Source organism: Saccharicrinis aurantiacus (genome assembly GCF_947489045.1).
GTDB lineage: Bacteria > Bacteroidota > Bacteroidia > Bacteroidales > Marinilabiliaceae > Saccharicrinis > Saccharicrinis aurantiacus.
Window position 1 is genome coordinate 245779 of the sequence record NZ_CANLCN010000005.1, and the last position, 19537, is coordinate 265315.

Consider the following 19537-nt stretch of genomic DNA (forward strand, 5'->3'; position numbering starts at 1 on the left):
ATTCGCTGCTTAAGTCTTAAATTAGCTTTGGCGCTTTGCCATTACGTGCCTAGGTTTTAAATAAGCTTTGGCAAACTGCCATTCACTGCCTAAGTCTTAAATGAGCTTTGGCACTTTGCCACGGCAAAACAGCTTAAAATCAATTGAAATCATTTTTGAGTGTTTACCATTGATTTTTTACTAATGCTAAGCTTGTTTAAGAATTGTTTTACGAAAGCTTTTAAACCATAAACTTCATTTTTCTAAGTAATTTGTATTACTTTTGTCCTCCGAATTTCTTAAAGAAAAATTTGTGAGTTCAGATTCAAGATACAATCAGAGAGGCGTTTCGGCATCTAAAGAGGATGTTCATAACGCAATAAAAAACATTGATAAAGGCTTATATCCAAAAGCATTTTGTAAAATTATACCTGATATTTTGGGCGGTGATGAAGCATATTGTAATATCATGCACGCTGATGGTGCTGGTACAAAGTCTTCTTTAGCCTATTTATATTGGAAAGAAACAGGAGATATTTCTGTTTGGAAAGGTATTGCTCAAGATGCCCTTATCATGAACCTTGATGATTTATTATGTGTTGGTGCTACCGACAGTATCTTAGTTTCATCAACCATCGGTAGAAATAAAAATTTAGTGCCTGGTGAGGTAATCTCAGCTATCATTAATGGTACTGAGGAGTTATTGGCTGAGCTACGCGAAATGGGTATTTCTATTCATGGAACAGGCGGCGAAACGGCTGATGTGGGTGATTTAGTGCGTACCATTATTGTTGATTCAACGGTTACTTGCCGTATGAAGCGCAATGAGGTAATCTCAAATCATAACATTAAAGCGGGCGATGTAATTGTTGGTCTTTCATCTTCAGGTACGGCTAGCTACGAAAAAGAGTACAACGGTGGTATGGGAAGTAACGGATTAACTTCTGCTCGTCACGATGTATTTGCTAAATATTTAGCCGATAAATACCCTGAGAGTTTCGATCCTTCAGTTCCTTCTGATTTAGTTTACTCGGGCGGATTAAAATTAACGGATGCTGTTGAAGGTGTAGATATTGATGCCGGTAAATTAGTTTTATCTGCAACACGTACTTATGCTCCGGTAATCAAGAAAATTTTAGATGCACATCGTTCTCAAATTAGCGGAATGGTGCATTGTTCTGGTGGTGCACAAACAAAAGTGCTTCACTTTGTTGAGAATGTACATGTTATAAAAGATAACTTATTCCCGGTTCCTCCATTGTTTAAAACAATTCAAGAACAATCGGGTACAGCTTGGGACGAAATGTATAAAGTGTTCAATATGGGACACCGTATGGAGATTTATGTTCCTCAAGAAATTGCAGAAGACATTATTAAAATAAGCGAGTCTTTCAATATCGATGCACAAATTGTGGGTAGAGTTGAGGCAAGCGAAAAAACTGAATTAACTATCGAAAGTGAATTCGGTAAGTTTAAATATTAGCTACAATTATCTGGTAAACAAATAACACTATTGTGTGAAGAATAACTTGATAATTGAATATTTAAAACAAAAATAAAATGGGCGAGAATAAATTATTAGAAATGTTGGGTGGCGTAGTAATCAAGTTCCAAGAAGTGTCGGAACAAATTACAGACCCAGAGGTGATTGCTGATACTAAAAGGTATATCAAGCTCAATAAAGAATATAAAGAATTAGAGCGTGTAGTAACTGCTCACGATGAGTATAAAACTACGCTCGAAAACATCGACGAGGCTAGAACTATTCTTAAGGAAGAGGACGATGCTGAAATGAAGGAGATGGCTAAAATGGAATTAGACGAGCTTGAGGCTAAACTTCCGCAAATGGAAGAAGATATCAAGTTACTGTTAATTCCTGCCGATCCCGAAGATGATAAAAACTGTGTGGTTGAATTACGCGCAGGTGCAGGTGGCGATGAGGCCAGTATTTTTGCTGGTGAAATGTTCCGCATGTACACCAAATATTGCGAAAAACAAGGTTGGAAAGTATCTGTTACTAATTCAAGCGAAGGTACTTCTGGTGGTTTTAAAGAGGTGGTTTTTAATGTTACCGGAAACGGCGTTTATGGTATCTTAAAATACGAATCGGGTGTTCATCGTGTGCAACGTGTACCGCAAACAGAAACACAAGGTCGTGTACATACTTCAGCTATTTCGGTTGCTGTATTACCTGAGGCTGAAGAGTTTGATATCGATTTAAGAACAGAGGATATTCGTAAGGATACTTATTGTTCATCAGGGCCTGGTGGTCAGTCGGTAAATACTACTTATTCGGCCATCCGTTTAACACACATTCCTTCAGGTATTGTGGTTACTTGTCAGGATCAGAAATCGCAGCTTAAAAACTTAGATAAAGCAATGATCGAGTTACGTACTCGTTTATACAATTTAGAGTACCAAAAGTACCTGGATGCTATTTCATCTAAGCGTAAAACAATGGTTTCTACTGGTGACCGTTCAGCTAAGATTCGTACTTACAATTATCCACAAGGTAGAGTTACCGATCACCGCGTAAACTTTACAATGTATAATCTTCCTGCAGTTATGGATGGTGATATTCAAGGTATCATCGATCGCTTAATTGTAGAGGAAAATGCAGAGCGCTTAAAGGCTAGTGAACTTGAATAAGGTTCGGTAGAGTATTAAAAATTAGTTAGTAATAAATCTAGCTGTTGCTAGATGCTAAATTAGAAGTAATGAATTCTCAAGAGTTATTTGAAAATATAAAGAAGAAGAAAAGTTTTTTATGCGTTGGTTTAGATACTGATATCGCTAAAATTCCTCAACATCTTAAAGAAACAACAGATCCTATTTTCGCATTCAATAAAGAAATTATTGATGCTACTCAGGAATTCACTGTTGCTTACAAGCCAAACTTAGCATTCTACGAAAGTATGGGTGTTGAAGGATGGAACAGTTTAGATAAAACTGTGAAGTATATTAAAAATAACTATCCTGAGATTTTTGTTATTGCAGATGCTAAACGTGGTGATATTGGAAATACTTCTAATATGTATGCCAAAGCATTCTTCGATACAATGGACTTTGATTCAGTAACTGTTGCGCCTTATATGGGCGAGGATTCAGTGAAGCCTTTTATGACTTACCTTGATAAGTGGGTTATTTTATTGGCTTTAACATCGAATAAAGGAGCTGCAGATTTTCAGTATGTAACCGAAGGGGATGAAAGATTATTTGAAAAAGTAATTAAAAAGTCATCAGAGTGGGGTACCGAAGAGAATTTAATGTACGTTGTTGGAGCTACTAAAGCAGAAAAGCTTCAAGAGATTAGAAATATAATTCCAAATCACTTTTTATTAGTACCTGGAGTTGGTGCTCAGGGCGGAAGCTTAAAAGAAGTGGCCGAAAACGGATTAAATAGCAAGTGTGGTTTATTAGTAAACTCTTCGCGTGGTATTATTTATGCTAGCAACCAAGAAGACTTTGCTGTAAAAGCAGGCGAGGCAGCCAAAGAGGTTCAGTTAGAAATGGCTGATCTTTTAAAAGCCAAAGGTTTATTGTAGATAAAAAACTATTATCATATTTAAAAAGCTTCCATTTATGGGAGCTTTTTTTGTTTGTATATATTGTTGTGTATCTTAATGGTCAGTATTAAACCTAAGACTTACACTCCATGATAAATGAAGAATTCATACAATATATATGGAAGCATAAATTATTCAAGCTCGATAACCTCCTTACTGTTTGTGGTAAAACAATTGAGATTATAAATCCTGGTGAACTAAATACAAATGCTGGTGCCGATTTCTTTAACTCAAAAGTTAAGATTGAGAATACACTTTGGGCTGGCAATGTTGAAATTCATATAAAAAGTTCCGATTGGCTTGCTCATAATCACCAAACAGATAAGGCCTACAGTAATGTTATTTTGCATGTTGTTACTCAGTTTGATCAGGATGCAATAAACCAGAAAGGTGAGGTAATTCCATGTTTGGAGATAAAATATTCAGAAGATTTATATGATGAATATTTAAGTTTAACATCAAGTGTACACGATTTAGCATGTGCCTCTCATTTGCATCAGATTAACTCCTTTGAAATATCTTTATGGGTACAACGAATGTTAGTTGAACGTTTAGAGCATAAAGTAAACTCCATAGAGCATTTGTTAAATAATACAACCAATAATTGGGATGAGGTTTTTTATCGTCTCTTATTTCGAAGTTTCGGATTGGGTGTAAATGGCACTGCCTTTGAGCTATTGGCTCAATCTATTCCGCTATCAGTCCTTTTAAAATATAGTAACGATATTGATTTATTAGAGGCTTTACTATTCGGTCAGGCCGGAATGTTAAGTGAGCCAGGTGGCGATAATTACTACGCCCGGCTTCAGACAGATTATCAGTTTTTAAAACAAAAGCACGGCTTAAAGCCGATGGATTCTTTTCTTTGGAAATTTTTAAGATTGCGTCCGAGTAATTTCCCGACCATTAGAATATCTCAGTTAGCCAATTTGATGCATAAATTAAAAGGCGTTTTTGGCAATTTAACCGAGGAGCAAGAAATTAGAAATATTGAGAAACTATTAAATGTAGATGCCTCAGTTTACTGGGATAAGCATTATACCTTCAGTAAAGAATCTAAAGATACTCAGAAACGATTAGGAAAAACTTCAATTTCAAATATCATCATCAATACAATAATACCTTATATTTTTACATTTGGTAAAAAGAATGGCAATGTAAGCTATGAACAAAAGGCCTTAAAATGGCTTTCTGAAATGAAACCTGAACGAAATTCAATAATTAATCAATGGAAGTGTAATGAAATACCTGTTAAAAGTGCCGGAGATTCTCAGGCTTTAATATATTTGTTTAATAATTATTGTAAACTTAAAAAGTGCTTGCACTGCAGAATAGGTCATCAAGTATTAGCCATTAAATAGTAACTGTGAATAAAGGAGTACCCTACTTAGATAATTTTAGAGCCATTGTATATGGCGTAAGTGCCTTGCTATTAATAGTTGTTGTTGGTGCTATTGGTTTTATGCTTATTGAAGGTGCACGTTTTATCGATGCACTTTACATGACCATGATTACAATTTCCACTGTGGGGTTCAGAGAAGTTGTTCCTTTGTCAGATGGCGGTAAGTTATTTACAGTTCTTCTCATTATCTTTAGTTTCGGAATTTTCGGTTATGTAATTACTTCTGTTACTCGTTTGGTGGTAGAAGGAGCATTGCAACAATCATATAAACAGTATCAAGTGAAAAAACAAATTGTAAAACTCGAAAACCATGTGGTGGTTTGTGGTTATGGGCGTAACGGATTTCAGGCCTGTGTTGAATTAAAAGAACATGGGGAGAAGTTTGTTATTTTAGAAAAACGCGATCATGTTGTGGCGCGTATTCTCGAAGATCCGAAACTACTATACGTACAGGGTGATGCAAGTTCTGAAGAGGTGCTTGAAATGGCTCAAATTAGAAAAGCAAAGGCATTAATTACAGCTTTGCCCAATGATGCTGATAATATTTTTGTAGTTTTAACAGCCCGTGAAATGAATCCGAAGCTTAAAATTATTAGTAGAGCAAGCGAGTTTAGGTCTGACTTAAAGTTGAGACATGCTGGTGCTACTAATGTTATCATGCCGGATAGAATAGGAGGGCAGCGTATGGCTAAGCTTGTTACTCAGCCCGATGTAGTGGAGTTTGTTGAGAATATTCTTTTACAACGAAGTATGGATGTGCGTTTAACCGAGATTTCGTGCGATCATATTTCTGAAGAGAATACTAAAATGAATATTCATGAGTTGAACCTTAGAAAGAAAACAGGTGCTAATTTGGTGGGCTTAAAAACACCAGAAGGTACTTATATTTTTAACCCTTCTCCTCAAATAAAGATATCAAAAGAAGATAAGCTTTTTATTTTAGGTACACACGAGCAGGTTGAAAAGTTTAAAAAAATATTGCAAGAATCTCAAGTATAAGTTTTAATTGTATTCATTATCCTAAGTTTAATGGCCTATTTTTTGTTGCTTAGGTTAAGAGTATTAGTATAAAAAACCAAAAACGAATAGTTATGAAATTATCAAAAGTATTAAAGTTGAGCGCCATAGCTCTAGTAGTATCATTTGGAGTATACAGCTGTAAGTCGAAAGAGAAAGTAGCAACTAATAGCGAGGTTGGTCAAGTTTTAGAAGATTTACCTTGTGAAAAAGATGGTAGGTCAGATAAAAATACTTTCCGTTCATTCTCAATGGCAACAAGTAGTGATTTAACTCTTTCAAAAGAAAAAGCATTGTTATTAGCCAAACAACGTTTGGTAACTTTAATTCAATCAAACACAAAATCGGTTACGGATCGTTATGTGAATGAACGTGAAATGGGATCAGCATCAGAATTTGAACAAAAATTTGAGAACTTAACTCGTGAGGTTGCTGATGAAACAATTAGTAATATTGTTGTTGCTTGCGAGAAATCAAGTGTATTGCCAGATGGAAAATACAGATCATTTGTTGCCATTGAGGTTGATAAAGAAGACTTGATGAATAGCATGAATAACAGAATCTCTAATGATGCTAAACTTCAAGTTGACTATGACAAAAAGAAATTTGAAGAAATTTACAATCAAGAGATGAATAAAATGGCTGAGGAGCAAGGGAAATAAGCATTAGTCAAATGCATTGATGCTGAATAATTACTTGATTAAAAATAAATTAAGCTATAGGTTGCAGAGAATCAAATTATAATTATCTTTGCACCGCAATTTTTATCATATAAATAAACAGCGTTATGTATTTAACAGCAGAAAAGAAGCAAGAAATCTTCGAAAAATACGGAAAGTCTAATACTGATACTGGTTCTTCTGAAGGCCAGGTGGCACTATTTACCTACCGTATCTCGCATTTAACCGAGCATTTAAAGGTTAATAGAAAAGATTATAGCACAGAGCACGCTTTGAAAAAATTAGTTGGTAAGCGTAGAAGTCTTCTTGATTATATCAAGAGCAAAGACATTGAAAAATACCGTTCTTTAATTAAAGAATTAGGTATTCGTAAGTAATCCAACTTCAAAAATTAAAAAGGCAATCCATTGTGGGTTGCCTTTTTTTATGGACCAAGGTATTTCACATAAAATAAATCGCTGATTAAGAATATAATCTATATATTTGGGCGACAATAAGAGAAAAAGAAAAGAGATATGATTACTCCAATTGAAAAAGTTATTGATCTTGGCGATGGAAGATCAATTACTATCGAAACAGGGAAGTTAGCTAAACAGGCTGACGGTTCGGTAGTTGTTAAAATGGGCAATACTTATTTGCTAGCCACAGTAGTTTCTGCAAAAGATGCTACACCGGGTACAGATTTTATGCCTTTATCTGTAGAGTACAGAGAGAAATTTTCGGCCGTAGGTCGTTTCCCAGGTGGATTTATGAAAAGGGAGGCTCGTCCTTCTGATAATGAAATATTGGTTTGTCGTTTAGTCGATAGAGCATTACGTCCTCTATTTCCAGAGGATTATCACGCTGATACATTTGTTACCATTAACTTAATTTCTGGTGATAAAGAAGATTTACCTGATGCTTTAGCTGGTTTAGCTGCTTCTGCTGCATTAGCAGTTTCAGATATTCCGTTTAATGGGCCAATCTCTGAATGTAGAGTAGCTCGCGTTGAAGGAGAATTAATTCTTAATCCAACACGTACACAATTAGCTGCTGCTGATATGGAAGTTGTTGTTGGTGCAACGATGGAAAATATTTTAATGGTAGAGGGTGAAATGGAAGAAGTTTCTGAAGCAGAAATGCTTGAAGCTATGAAATTCGCCCACGATGCAATTAAAGTTCAGTGTCAAGCTCAAATAGAATTAGCAGAAGCAGTTGGTGCTACTACTAAGCGTGAGTATTGTCACGAAGAGAATGATCAAGAATTATTTGATCATATCAAAGCAGCTACCTACGATAAAGTATACGAAGTAGCAAAAGCAGGTCTTCCAAAGCATGAGCGTGCAGATAAATTTGCAGCCATTAAAGAAGAGTATGTTGCAGCTAATTATACTGAGGAAGATGAAATTCCTGCAGGTTTAATTGGTAAATATTACCACGATGTTGAAAAAGAAGCAGTTCGCCGTTGTGTTCTTGATGAAAGAGTACGTTTAGATGGTCGTAAAACTGACGAGATTCGTCCTATTTGGTCTGAGGTTGATTACCTTCCAGGTCCTCATGGTTCATCTATCTTTACACGTGGAGAAACTCAAGCATTAGCAACAGTTACTTTAGGTACTAAATTAGATGAAAAATTAGTTGATGATGTATTAAACAGAACAACTGAAAGATTCTTATTACACTATAACTTTCCTCCATTCTCAACTGGTGATGCACGTGCTTCACGTGGTACGAGCCGCCGTGAGATTGGTCATGGTAACTTAGCATTTAGAGCACTAAAAGATATGTTACCTGAGGATTATCCATATACAGTTCGTATTATGTCTGATATTCTTGAATCAAACGGTTCGTCATCAATGGCAACAGTTTGTGCAGGAACATTAGCTCTAATGGACGCGGGTGTACCTATTAAAAAACCAGTTACAGGTATTGCAATGGGATTAATTACCGATTCTGAAAAATTTGCAGTTCTTTCTGATATCTTAGGAGATGAGGATCACTTAGGTGATATGGACTTTAAAGTAACAGGTACTCGCGATGGTATTACTGCTACGCAAATGGATATTAAAGTAGATGGTTTACCTTACGAAGTGTTAGAGCAAGCTTTATTACAAGCGCGCGAAGGTCGTTTACATATTATGGATAAGATTGAGGAAACAATGACTGAGCCACGTGCCGATCTTAAGCCTCATGCTCCACGTATGGAGAAAATTACTATTCCGAAAGATATGATCGGTGCAGTAATCGGACCAGGTGGAAAAATTATTCAAGAGATTCAAGCTACTACAGAGTCTACAGTTACTATCGAAGAAGATGGTGATTTCGGACAAGTAAGTATTTCTGCTGATAATGCGGATTCAATTAATGCTGCATTAGCAAAAATTAAAGGTATTGTAGCTGTTCCTGAAGTAGGAGAGGTTTACAAAGGTAAAGTAAAATCTATCGTTCCTTTTGGTGCATTCGTTGAGATTATGCCAGGTAAAGATGGTTTATTACACATCTCTGAAATTGAGTGGAAAAGACTTGAGAAAGTTGAAGATGCACTTAAAGAAGGCGAAGAAGTAGAAGTGAAGTTAATTGAAGTTGACCAGCGTTCTGGTAAATTAAAATTATCTCGCAAAGTGCTTTTACCTCGTCCAGAGCGTAAGCCGAAAAACTAGTTGATAAAACGATTACTATAATTAAAAGGCCTTTCGAGGCCTTTTTTTTTGTCTAAATTTCTACATTTAGATTATAATATATTATTATGAATGAATTAAAGTCATGTGAAGATTGGATAAATGAGCTTGATCAAAAAGTGGAAAAAATGCCACGAATTCAGTCTCGTTTAGCAAATTTTGAAATGTTACCGCGCCTTGGAGAATTGCTTGAGGCGAAAAAGGATTCATGTCCTGATTGCAGAAATTATTGGTGTAAACTACAAGAATCTACAATTGCATTTGAAGAATTTTTTGATGATGGGAATGATCATTTGGTAGAATTTGAGAACGTGGTGGACGAAACAATGCAACACCTCAAGTCTGCTCATGGCATTCGCCCTAAAGGGTTGGTTTTATCTTATAAAACTGTTGTATTGATGGTAGTGGGATTATTTATAGGGTTTCTCTTAGGACTTATCGAACCACAGTTAATGAAAACAGGTGTTGTTATGGGATGGCTGTTAGGTACATTATCGGGATGGTTTTGGGGAAAGCGTGTTGAAAAGAAGATGAAAAAAAACGGACTAATTTTCTAGTTTTGGATTATTCACTAACGATTGTTTTTTGTCTGTTTTACAACATAGATACCATAAGTTGTCGAATCAATGAATTTACTAACTTGGCTAGTATTACTATGCATTAGTTAGAAATCTTAAGATTGTAGCGAGTATATCCTTTTTTAAACGGAAATTTATTAATTGGATTACTTTTTAAGGAAAAATTAAGTTGACTTTTTAATCATTGTGATAAGAAGGATATCCTTAAATAATTAACAGAATTTTTTTTTTAGCATAATCAAGGTGAAATTTATGTTATTTGCCTATGATGTGTATATTTGCATTTAATTAATAGTACTCTTTTTTTTATTAAAAACATTACTAAATTTGTAGCACCTCTCTAAAAATGGAAGGTGCAATTATTTTAGAAAGTTAATTGGAAACATATAATTAGGTTAAATTATTATGAAAAGATCAAGTATCAACATTTTTGCTTCATTAGCCTTAGTAGCGTTATTAGCTAGCTGTGCTGGGTTAAATAAGATGAAAGGTGGAGCGTCAGACGTACAATATACTGTTACTCCAGAAGTATTGGAGGCACATGCAGGTAACGTAGATGTAGCTATCAGTGTAAAAGTTCCAGAAAAGTACATGGATAAGAAAGCTGTTATTGAGTTAACGCCAGTACTTAAGTATGATGGTGGTGAAACAGTTTTCCCATCAAAAACAGTACAAGGTGAGAGCGTAGAAGGTAACAATCAAGTTATTTCTTATGCTAACGGTGGACAATATTCTTACACAGGAACAGTTCCTTACAACGAAAACATGAAAGTGTCTGAGTTAGTAGTTCGTATCAAGGCTACAAAAGGAAGTAAAGTTGCTGAGTTTGATGATTACAAAATTGCTGATGGTGTTATTGCTACAGCCGAGTTAGTAAAAGATAAAGGTGCTGCTGTTGCTTTAGGAAAAGATAATTTCCAAAGAGTAATTAACGAGTCTAAAGAGGCATACGTTTACTTCCTTATTCAACAAGCTTCATTGAGAGGTACTGAATTAAGAAAAGATGAGGTTGCTGCTTTAAAAGCATTTGTAAAAGAATCAAAAGCTGCTGAAAATATTAATTTCAAAGGAGCTAAAGTTTCTGCTTATGCATCTCCAGATGGTCCTACAGATTTAAATACATCTCTTTCTGAGAAAAGACAAAAAGCCTCTGCTTCTTATTTAACTAGAGAGTTAAAAAGATCAAAAGTTGATGTTTCTGAAGAAGGTTTTGTAACTACAAAAAATACTCCTGAAGATTGGGAAGGTTTCCAAGAAATGATGGAGAAGTCAAGTATTCAAGACAAAGAGTTAATCTTAAGAGTTCTTTCTATGTACTCAGATCCTGAAGTACGTGAAAAAGAAATCAAAAATATGGCAGAGGCTTATAAAGCAATTGCTGATGAAGTTTTACCAAAATTACGTCGTTCACAGATTTCTGTAGATGTTGAAGTAATTGGTAAGTCTGATGAAGAAATTAAAGAATTAGCTGCTTCTAATCCTTCAGAGTTAAATGTTGAAGAATTATTATATGCTGCTACTTTAACTGAAGATTTAGATGAGCAATTATCTATTTACAAAAGTGTAAACGAAGTATTCCCTAAATGTTGGAGAGGTCACAACGATGTAGCTTACATCTTAGTGAAGCAAGATAAATTAGCTGAAGCTAAAGCTTCTTTAACAAAAGCTAATGAAATCAGCGCTAACAATCCTATCATTAACAATAATTTGGGTGTAATTGCTTTACGTGAAGGTGATTTAGCTAAAGCTGAAGAGTTTTTTGGAGCTGCTGCTGGAGCTGGACCTGAGTTAGATGAGAACTTAGGAATCGTTTCAATTCACAAAGGTGATTATGATGCTGCTATGCGTTATTTCGGAAACTCTACATCTTGTAACGCTGCTTTAGCTAAAATATTAGCTACTAAATATGATGCTGCTTTATCAACATTAAACGCAAATACTCATGAAGTAGGTTTCAAATATTATTTAAAAGCTATCGTTGGTGCTCGCACTGCTGATAACGATTTATTATTTGATAGCTTACGTAAAGCTGTTAAGCTTGATGATTCTTTAAAAGCTGCTGCTGCTAAAGACATGGAGTTCGGTAAATTCATCGAAGATGCTACATTTAAGTCTATTATTCAATAATTAGATTTAAGTCTAAAATATAAAGGCTGTCCATTTTGGACAGCCTTTTTTATGCTCTTGTATTTTCTGTTTGATCAGAATTAGAATCTTTAGATTAAAATATGATGCTACGGTTTCTTTTGTAAAAAGATTTCAGCTATCATGCATCTTATGCTTCCTCCTCCTATCTTCTCAATTGTACTAACATCTAATGGTAGTATTTTAGAATGTTCTGATATATTGTTTATCTGATCAGTATTGAGACTTTCGTGTGCGCTTTTCGACATAACTAATATGCGATCGCCCATTTTGTTGATAACGCCTAACATATTTCCCGCTAAAGCCTTCACTTGTTTTAATGATATATCTATAATTTCGTGACCAGATTCGGTTAATGAGTCTGTAACTATCTTTTTTTCTGATGCATCTTTTATGCTCTCTAAGCATACAATTGCTGTATTTTCGGTTATACACATCATTACATTGGTATGATATATAGCCTTATTTTTATCATCCAGTGCGTTAAAATGTATTGGTTTATATTTTAATAGATCACACACTTCTAACAAGAGTTCCTTATTGGTACGATCTGATAAGCAAGCGTAAGCTATTTTATTTACATGATCGAATATTATACTTCCGGTAGATTCAAGATATTTACCTTTTTTTTCGTGATGAGATAAGTCTATCATTTCACTTATTTCAAATTCTTTAGAGAGTGAATTAATAATATCCATTCTACGCTCAAGGCGTCTGTTAGGCGCAGCCATTGGGTATAATAAAACCTTTCCATCATGATGATAGCTTGCCCAATTATTAGGAAATATAGCATCAGGTTTGATTGGGGATATTGTATCATCAAATACGATTACATTAATAAAGTTTTCTCTTAATTGTTTAACTACTTCATCAAACTCTAATAATGATTTATCCTTAATTTGGTTAGGAGATAGTTCTACGTTATTCTGGAATGCATTTGAGCTTGCTGTCTCCGTATTGTATCCAAAATTAGCAGGTCTGATTAGTAAGATAGTGTCGGTTACTTGTTGCATATAATTTTGTTTAATTCATGTATTAACTCGAAGTAATATAGTTTTACCAGAGTTGTAATTAGTTTAAAATTCAATGAATATTACCTTAGCTTATAAAAGCTAAATATATTATTATCAATATTTCTAAAGAATGATGCTTGGCATACTTGTTCAAATCAATCTGATTAGATAGATAATTATACCCCAACACAACTTATTGTTTATATTTAGTATAAAACTTATCGCATTGTTTGATTTTTTATGATAGGAATTATAGCTTTGTCAGTCAAATTATAAAATCAGAATATTAAAATATAAATATGGGACGCGCATTTGAATATCGTAAGGCAACGAAACTAAAACGTTGGGGAACAATGGCCAAAACTTTCACTAAAATTGGCCGTGAAATAACCACTGCTGTTAAAGAGAGCGGTCCTGATCCAAAAGCTAACCCACGTTTAAGAGTACTTATCCAAAATGCAAAGGCAGCTAATATGCCTAAGGATAATGTTGAGCGTGCTATAAAAAAGGCCACAGAAAAAGATCAAGAGGATTGGAAAGAAGTTGTTTTTGAAGGCTATGGTCCATTTGGTGTTGCAGTATTAGTTGAAACGACAACCAATAATAATACGCGTACTGTTGGCGCCGTTCGTAGTTACTTTAGTAAAGCTGGTGGTTCATTAGGTACAACAGGTAGTGTTGATTATATGTTTGAGCATAATTGTCACTTTAAGGTTAAATCAAAGGAAGGATTAGACCTTGAGGAATTAGAGCTCGAAATGATTGATGCAGGGGCTAATGAAATTTTCGAAGAAGAAGGGAATATCATTATTTATGGTGATTTTGGTAGCTTCGGTTCTATCCAAGCATTTTTGGAGGAAAATGAATTTGAATTAGTAAGTGCTGAGTTCGAAAGAATTCCAACAACAACTAAGAAACTTTCTGAAGAAGAAACAGTTAAGTTTGAGAAAATGCTAGGTAAATTTGAGGAAGATGATGACGTTGTAAATGTTTATCATACAGCAGAGCTTTAGTATTTGATTAAGCTAAAAGTATATATGCGCCTTCTAACATTTATTGTTAGAAGGCGTTTTTTTTAATTTGTATTCTTGTTTTTAATGAAAGTGAGGTCTTTAGGGTTGATGCTTTTTATTACAGATGGATTTTTGTAAAAAGCTTCATGCGCTTCAGTTAGCATTTCTTTTAGAGGAATATCTTGAGGAACTTTATCCCAATTTATTTTATTAATATTTGAGGGTGTTGCAAGAACTCCTCTTACCCAATGATTTTCATTGTTCAGCTCTTTGTATCTATACCTTGCAAAATCAAGCATATCGTAGCATTTCCAAAGTTTACGCCATCTTAAAATCTCTGGTATGTCGATATTAGAACGATCATTACCTAAATTAAATCCACCATAGGCCGCGTAGGGATCGTCGCCTATCATTTTATCCAACTTAAATTTACTTTCCAAATCATTGCCAGATAATGGTATGTGAGATGGGAAAATTTTATTCATTTCTGCATAATGTTCTGGCTCTGTCATACCAAAAGATAAGGTGTGAACAGAAGGGTTCTGTAGGCAAAAACGCGCATTCCACTGTATTGGTGTAGCATGCGGTATGGCATTCCTCACTTTTTGAGGAGCATTAAATAATTGGCCACCCTTATCGTTTGGAGAAATTATAAACACTCCCATATCCTTTAATTCAGCCATAGATATTGCGGCCTCATTTCGTTGATTAAAGTAATAATAATGAAGATTTACAAATTCAAATAAATCGGTTTCAATTGTTTTAATAATAACTTCTAGCGGAGCATGCGTACTAAAACCGATGTGTTTAACAATACCTTCTTCCTTAAGCTTATGAAGCTCTTCAATTGCGCCACCTGTTTTGCACGATTCTTTAAGTATATCAAAGTTATTAATGCCGTGCCAGGCATAAAAATCTAGGTAATCTGTTTTTAGCGTAGTTAATTGTTCTTCAACTTTAATACGCATATCTTCGGCAGTAACCGGAGCACCTTTTGTCATTAAAAAGTAGCGATCTCTTTTTACCTTAAGGTGTTCGTTTAATGTACGACCAAATACAGTTTCACTTTTTTTGTAGCCACGTGCAGTTTCAAAATGATTGATACCATAGTCAAGAGCTAATTGTACCAATTGGTTGCAATGTTCTTGCGTATCTGACGGTATTTCATCATACGGATCTTCCCAACAATGCTTAAAGCGCATTCCTCCCATAGTTATGGCACTCAGCATTTTTTCTGTTTTGCCAAACCTTCTATATTCCATTATGTTCTTACTGAATATTCGTTATGTATATTAAATTTTCGCTAGCCGCCATTCCATTTGGGTTACATCCTAGCTCGCCTTCTGGAATTTCAATGCCTAAATTTTGATAATGTTGTATCCAAGTTTTATTGAAAGTATTGCTATGTGCATCTTTAAAAGTCATTGGATCTAAGGTGAAAACACTATCTTCTTTAAATAGTTCATAGATGTACTCAGAGCAGTACATGCCAGTATCTTCAATAATATAGGAGTAGTTATAAGGTAGGCCTATATATTTTTTAGCTTTATGGCTAGCTTTAATAGCTGACTGCGCTAAATCTGGTTTCAAACGATACAAATCAGTAGTGTATTTAGCTTCGTTGTTCGGAGATAAAAATAAATTAATCTCTTCTTTACATACACCTTTCTCAGGAGCAGCATGAAAAATCCAAATGGTGTCAGCTGAAACATAACAGATTCCCATGTGTGAATAGTTCGTATTTTTTTGGGTTTGAGTTACTTTATTAATTGCGTCGGAAAGACCTTGTTGTGTATTACCTCTAAAAAGTATATCTCCTGTTTTAATTTGATTCATTGAGTTTGGACTTGTACAAGCTATTGAGAATGTAAGTAGTATAATAACACTCAATAGGTATTCTTTATTTTTCATGGAGCAAAACTAATAAAAAAAGCTCGAAGGGGGTACTTCGAGCCTTTATGCTTTTATTGATTTATTGAAATAGACTTAATTGTCTACTGTTTCGAGCTGCTTGTGTCTGAATTGTATTGCTTTTCTGAAAAAGGTTTCGCTATGGCCAAATGGTATTATGTAATTTATACTTGATCCGCAATTACTACACTCACCACTAATTTTTAAATCATTAAACCGATCTAAATACAAAGTATGTTTGTTAATAATTTGAGAATCTTTATTCTTACAAGAAGAACAACAAATTTCGTTTCGTAATAAAAACTTAAATCCTTTTTTTTCGTGTTGATTTAATAGAGAGTTTAGTTGAAACTTGTTAATCTCAATATCAGAAAAGTGAATCATAAGAAATAAATTTAAGGGTTTTACTATTGTATATGTAGACTAATTTATTGTTAAGTTATTGATAATTATTTTTTTATCAAAATTTACCCTGTAGTTAATAAAGGAATTATATTATAGTGCTTATAAATTGTTATTGGTTTAAGTTGAGTTATTTTATTTGTGCAGGCTTAATATGATGGGGGTATATTTATATTAAGTTAATTTTATGTGAATAATGAACTATTTTGAGGGGGTTTTGTTTTTATTAGTTATAAATTGTGTTAATTGTTTTGTTAGTTTGGTTTATTGGACTTAGGAATTGTTATATTTGGTCGAACCTAAGTTATAAACTGAAATATACCGAAGCAGATGCATACAAAGTGTAAGAAAGGAAGCGAGCAATGTTATGGGTTAAAAGAAATGACCCTACTATTTGAAATTGGTCAACGCTTAATTACCAGTAAAGAATTAAAGAACGATTTAAGTCCTATTCTTAAAATGCTCGTGGAGTACTTAGATGCGGAGCGAAGCTTTTTAACAATATACAATAGAAACAACTCAAATATAGGGATTGAGGCTGCCTATGGTCTTAGTCATCAGCAACAATCTCGAGGAAAGTACCGATTAGGAGAAGGCGTAATTGGTAAAGTTGTTGAACTGGGACAACCAATTGTGATACAAGAAATATCAAAATCAAATTTATTTTTAAATAAAACCCGTTCCGAAGTGCGTAAGGCAGGTCGAGAGCTAACCTTTATATGTGTACCCATTATGGTACTTAATAAAACCTCGGGTGCTTTAAGTGTTGTTCGTCCTTTTAACCCACACATTACTTATGAAGAAGATATTCATTTACTTTCAATTATTGGTTCATTAATTGCAAAAACGGTTGAAACTCGACAAGTTAAACTTGAAGAGCTTGAAGAACTGAAGCAAAAAAATAAAGAGTTACAATCAGAAATTGATAGAGGTAATTTCTCGTCGAATATGGTGGGGAATAGTACTAAGATGCAAGATGTATTTTCACTTGTTGAAATGGTGGCTAAAACCAATAGTACTGTAATGATACGAGGTGAAAGTGGAATTGGGAAGGAGTTGGTTGCTGAGGCCATTCATAATAGGAGTGAGAGAGCTAATAAAAAAATGGTTAAGGTAAACTGTTCAGCTCTGCCAGATTCTTTAATTGAGAGTGAATTGTTTGGGCATGAGAAAGGTGCTTTTACAGGAGCAGATCAAAGAAGGGTAGGTAGGTTTGAGTTGGCTGATGGAGGAACCATATTTTTAGATGAAATTGGAGACCTTCCGCTTCAAACGCAAGTTAAATTATTGAGAATTCTACAAGAGCGCGAATTTGAACGCTTGGGAGGTTCTGAAACAATTAAGGTTGATGTTAGAATTGTATGTGCTACCAACAAGCATCTTGAACAATCTATTGAGGATGGTTTGTTCCGTGAGGACTTTTTTTATCGAATAAATGTATTTCCGATATTTGTGCCTGCGCTTCGTGAAAGAAGAAATGATATACCATTATTGGCAGATCATTTTATTAGTAAGTTTAATAATAAAAATAGAGCCAACATTACGCGTATTACCACCTCGGCCATTAATATGTTGATGGTTTATGGCTGGCCCGGAAATGTAAGAGAATTAGAAAATGTAATTGAGCGTGCTTGTATCTTATCAAAAGATAATGTTGTGCATAGTTATAACTTACCTCCAACATTGCAAACTGCTGATTCTACCGCAACAGGCTCGCAAGATGGTATGCAAGGAGTATTAGAACGTTTGGAAAAACAATTAATCCTTGAAGGTTTAACTTCAACCAAAGGAAACATATCAAAAGCAGCTGAAATTCTTAAGATAACAGAACGTAAGCTTGGTACTCGTATCAAAAAATACAATATTGATGCTTGGAGGTATAAGGTTTAGTGTTTTATAAACGTTTGTCTTCTAAGGTGCTTAGTATCGACTTTATTAAGGATTTATCTTTCAGGTAGATTTCATTCATATCATTTATTACAAGGGATTCTAAATCTTTATTCTCTAGCCAATGCCATAACTCTTCATTCTCCCAAATATCACCAAAATAGCAAGTTATCCCATTTGTAGGGGTTTTGTTTTCTATGGTAACTGCTTGTCCATCAGAAAATACAAAGCTTAATTTGTTAAAGTTGATGTACTTAAATCCGCAAGGGATAATTTTAAAAGCATGCTTTGTTCTGTATTTTCTAATACTCAATTCAAAAGCATCTCCTTGTTCACATTTTAGTATAACTGGTTTGTGGTGTGCATAATGAAATGTTGTTTCAGCATATTTATTAGTAGATATAGAATCGGTATTTGCTGTGCATTCAATACTTCCTATAAATAGAATGCATATAGTTGTAAATAGATGATAGATTTTCATGATGTAGTTTTTTGGTAATGTGTTAGTACTGTTATCAAATCATGGTAATTGCTATTGGTGAGTAAATGCTTCTGATATTATATAATAGCCTGGAGTAATAATAGAGGCCATACTATTAACCTGAGCTCAGCCGTATTTGAAGAGCTCAGGTTATTATTACAAACTAATTGACTAATGTTTCCTGATTATTATAAATATCAAGGGGTAGTTCGTCGGGGTTCACTTCTTTTAAAGTGCTTAACTCTCCTGTTTCAAGATCGAATATCCATCCATGAATATGTAAATGATGCCCTCGTGCCCAAGCTGCCCTAACAATGGGATTATTATATAAGCGATCCACCTGCTCAATTACATTAATCTCAATCATGCTGTTAATCTTAGTTGTTTCGTCTTTAATCTGGTTAAGGGTATCTTTATTACACTCTGCAGTTTTTTTAATTCCATTTATCCAAGGGGTAATATGTTCATCTTGCAAATCAGACATGGCAGCTTTTACACCACCACAACCATAATGCCCACATATAACAATGTGTTCAACCTTTAGATAGTCGACCGCATATTTTAGTACGCTCATAAAGTTTTTATCGGTACTAAATACTTGGTTGGCAATATTTCGGTGTACAAATAATTCGCCTGCACCGGTACCTGTTACTTCGTTTGCCGGAACTCTACTATCGCTACAGCCTATCCATAAATATTGTGGACTTTGGTTAAGAGATAATCGTTTAAAGTAATTGGGGTCTTTTATTAGTTTCGACTGTGACCACTCTCTGTTAGCTAAAAATATTTGTTCGTATGATTTCATT

Annotated in this window: 18 protein-coding genes; 12 read left to right on the plus strand and 6 right to left on the minus strand. The window is 34.5% G+C overall.

Annotated features, from left to right (window positions below):
- Positions 1-292: 292 nt before the first annotated feature.
- From QMO11_RS08255 to QMO11_RS08300, 10 genes are all read left to right on the plus strand, one after another.
- The gene (locus QMO11_RS08255; protein ID WP_282036853.1) at positions 293-1462 is read left to right on the plus strand and encodes an AIR synthase related protein; all 1170 of its coding nucleotides are present in this window, start codon (positions 293-295) and stop codon (positions 1460-1462) included.
- A 77-nt stretch (positions 1463-1539) separates the two neighbouring features.
- A complete protein-coding gene (prfA, locus tag QMO11_RS08260) occupies positions 1540-2628 on the plus strand; it encodes a peptide chain release factor 1 (protein WP_068473859.1) in 1089 nt (362 codons plus the stop codon).
- Between the two features lie 68 nt (positions 2629-2696).
- A complete protein-coding gene (pyrF, locus tag QMO11_RS08265) occupies positions 2697-3524 on the plus strand; it encodes an orotidine-5'-phosphate decarboxylase (RefSeq protein WP_068473856.1) in 828 nt (275 codons plus the stop codon).
- A gap of 110 nt (positions 3525-3634) precedes the next feature.
- Complete coding sequence (locus QMO11_RS08270) at positions 3635-4906, plus strand: DUF2851 family protein (RefSeq protein WP_282036855.1); 1272 nt, start codon at positions 3635-3637, stop codon at positions 4904-4906.
- Positions 4907-4911: 5 nt separating this feature from the next.
- Positions 4912-5946 (plus strand): potassium channel family protein, encoded by a 1035-nt coding sequence (locus QMO11_RS08275; RefSeq protein ID WP_068473850.1) that lies wholly within the window; start codon positions 4912-4914, stop codon positions 5944-5946.
- Positions 5947-6038: 92 nt separating this feature from the next.
- Positions 6039-6626 (plus strand): hypothetical protein, encoded by a 588-nt coding sequence (locus QMO11_RS08280; protein WP_068473847.1) that lies wholly within the window; start codon positions 6039-6041, stop codon positions 6624-6626.
- Between the two features lie 125 nt (positions 6627-6751).
- On the plus strand, positions 6752-7021 hold the full coding sequence (rpsO, locus tag QMO11_RS08285; protein WP_068473844.1) for a 30S ribosomal protein S15: 270 nt from the start codon (positions 6752-6754) through the stop codon (positions 7019-7021).
- 138 nt (positions 7022-7159) lie between these two features.
- On the plus strand, positions 7160-9283 hold the full coding sequence (gene pnp / locus QMO11_RS08290; RefSeq protein ID WP_282036856.1) for a polyribonucleotide nucleotidyltransferase: 2124 nt from the start codon (positions 7160-7162) through the stop codon (positions 9281-9283).
- 146 nt (positions 9284-9429) lie between these two features.
- Complete coding sequence (locus QMO11_RS08295; RefSeq protein ID WP_282036857.1) at positions 9430-9858, plus strand: hypothetical protein; 429 nt, start codon at positions 9430-9432, stop codon at positions 9856-9858.
- 426 nt (positions 9859-10284) lie between these two features.
- Positions 10285-12006, plus strand: a complete 1722-nt coding sequence (locus QMO11_RS08300; protein WP_282036858.1) for a hypothetical protein — start codon at positions 10285-10287, stop codon at positions 12004-12006.
- Positions 12007-12113: 107 nt separating this feature from the next.
- Here the strand turns inward: QMO11_RS08300 and ctlX are convergent, their stop codons facing one another.
- A complete protein-coding gene (gene ctlX, locus QMO11_RS08305) occupies positions 12114-13037 on the minus strand; it encodes a citrulline utilization hydrolase CtlX (protein ID WP_282036859.1) in 924 nt (307 codons plus the stop codon).
- 299 nt (positions 13038-13336) lie between these two features.
- Here ctlX and QMO11_RS08310 point away from each other — a divergent pair, with 299 nt between their 5' ends.
- A complete protein-coding gene (locus QMO11_RS08310; RefSeq protein WP_068473833.1) occupies positions 13337-14050 on the plus strand; it encodes a YebC/PmpR family DNA-binding transcriptional regulator in 714 nt (237 codons plus the stop codon).
- Between the two features lie 62 nt (positions 14051-14112).
- Here QMO11_RS08310 and QMO11_RS08315 read toward each other — a convergent pair whose 3' ends face one another.
- The 3 genes from QMO11_RS08315 to QMO11_RS08325 all read right to left on the minus strand — a co-directional run bounded on the left by QMO11_RS08315 (position 14113) and on the right by QMO11_RS08325 (position 16345).
- Positions 14113-15312, minus strand: a complete 1200-nt coding sequence (locus QMO11_RS08315; RefSeq protein WP_282036860.1) for an aldo/keto reductase — start codon at positions 15310-15312, stop codon at positions 14113-14115.
- Between the two features lie 7 nt (positions 15313-15319).
- The gene (locus QMO11_RS08320) at positions 15320-15961 is read right to left on the minus strand and encodes a YiiX/YebB-like N1pC/P60 family cysteine hydrolase (protein ID WP_282036861.1); all 642 of its coding nucleotides are present in this window, start codon (positions 15959-15961) and stop codon (positions 15320-15322) included.
- Between the two features lie 75 nt (positions 15962-16036).
- Positions 16037-16345: a hypothetical protein gene (locus tag QMO11_RS08325; protein WP_282036862.1), complete on the minus strand. Its 309-nt coding sequence runs from the start codon at positions 16343-16345 to the stop codon at positions 16037-16039.
- 348 nt (positions 16346-16693) lie between these two features.
- Here QMO11_RS08325 and QMO11_RS08330 point away from each other — a divergent pair, with 348 nt between their 5' ends.
- Entirely contained in the window at positions 16694-18253 is a 1560-nt protein-coding gene (locus QMO11_RS08330) for a sigma-54 interaction domain-containing protein (RefSeq protein WP_282036863.1), read from the plus strand.
- Between the two features lie 4 nt (positions 18254-18257).
- On the opposite strand, the gene QMO11_RS08335 is transcribed toward QMO11_RS08330, so the two are convergent.
- Positions 18258-18731, minus strand: a complete 474-nt coding sequence (locus QMO11_RS08335) for a hypothetical protein (protein ID WP_282036864.1) — start codon at positions 18729-18731, stop codon at positions 18258-18260.
- Positions 18732-18894: 163 nt separating this feature from the next.
- A complete protein-coding gene (locus tag QMO11_RS08340; protein ID WP_282036865.1) occupies positions 18895-19536 on the minus strand; it encodes a carbonic anhydrase in 642 nt (213 codons plus the stop codon).
- Between the last annotated feature and the right edge of the window lies 1 nt (position 19537).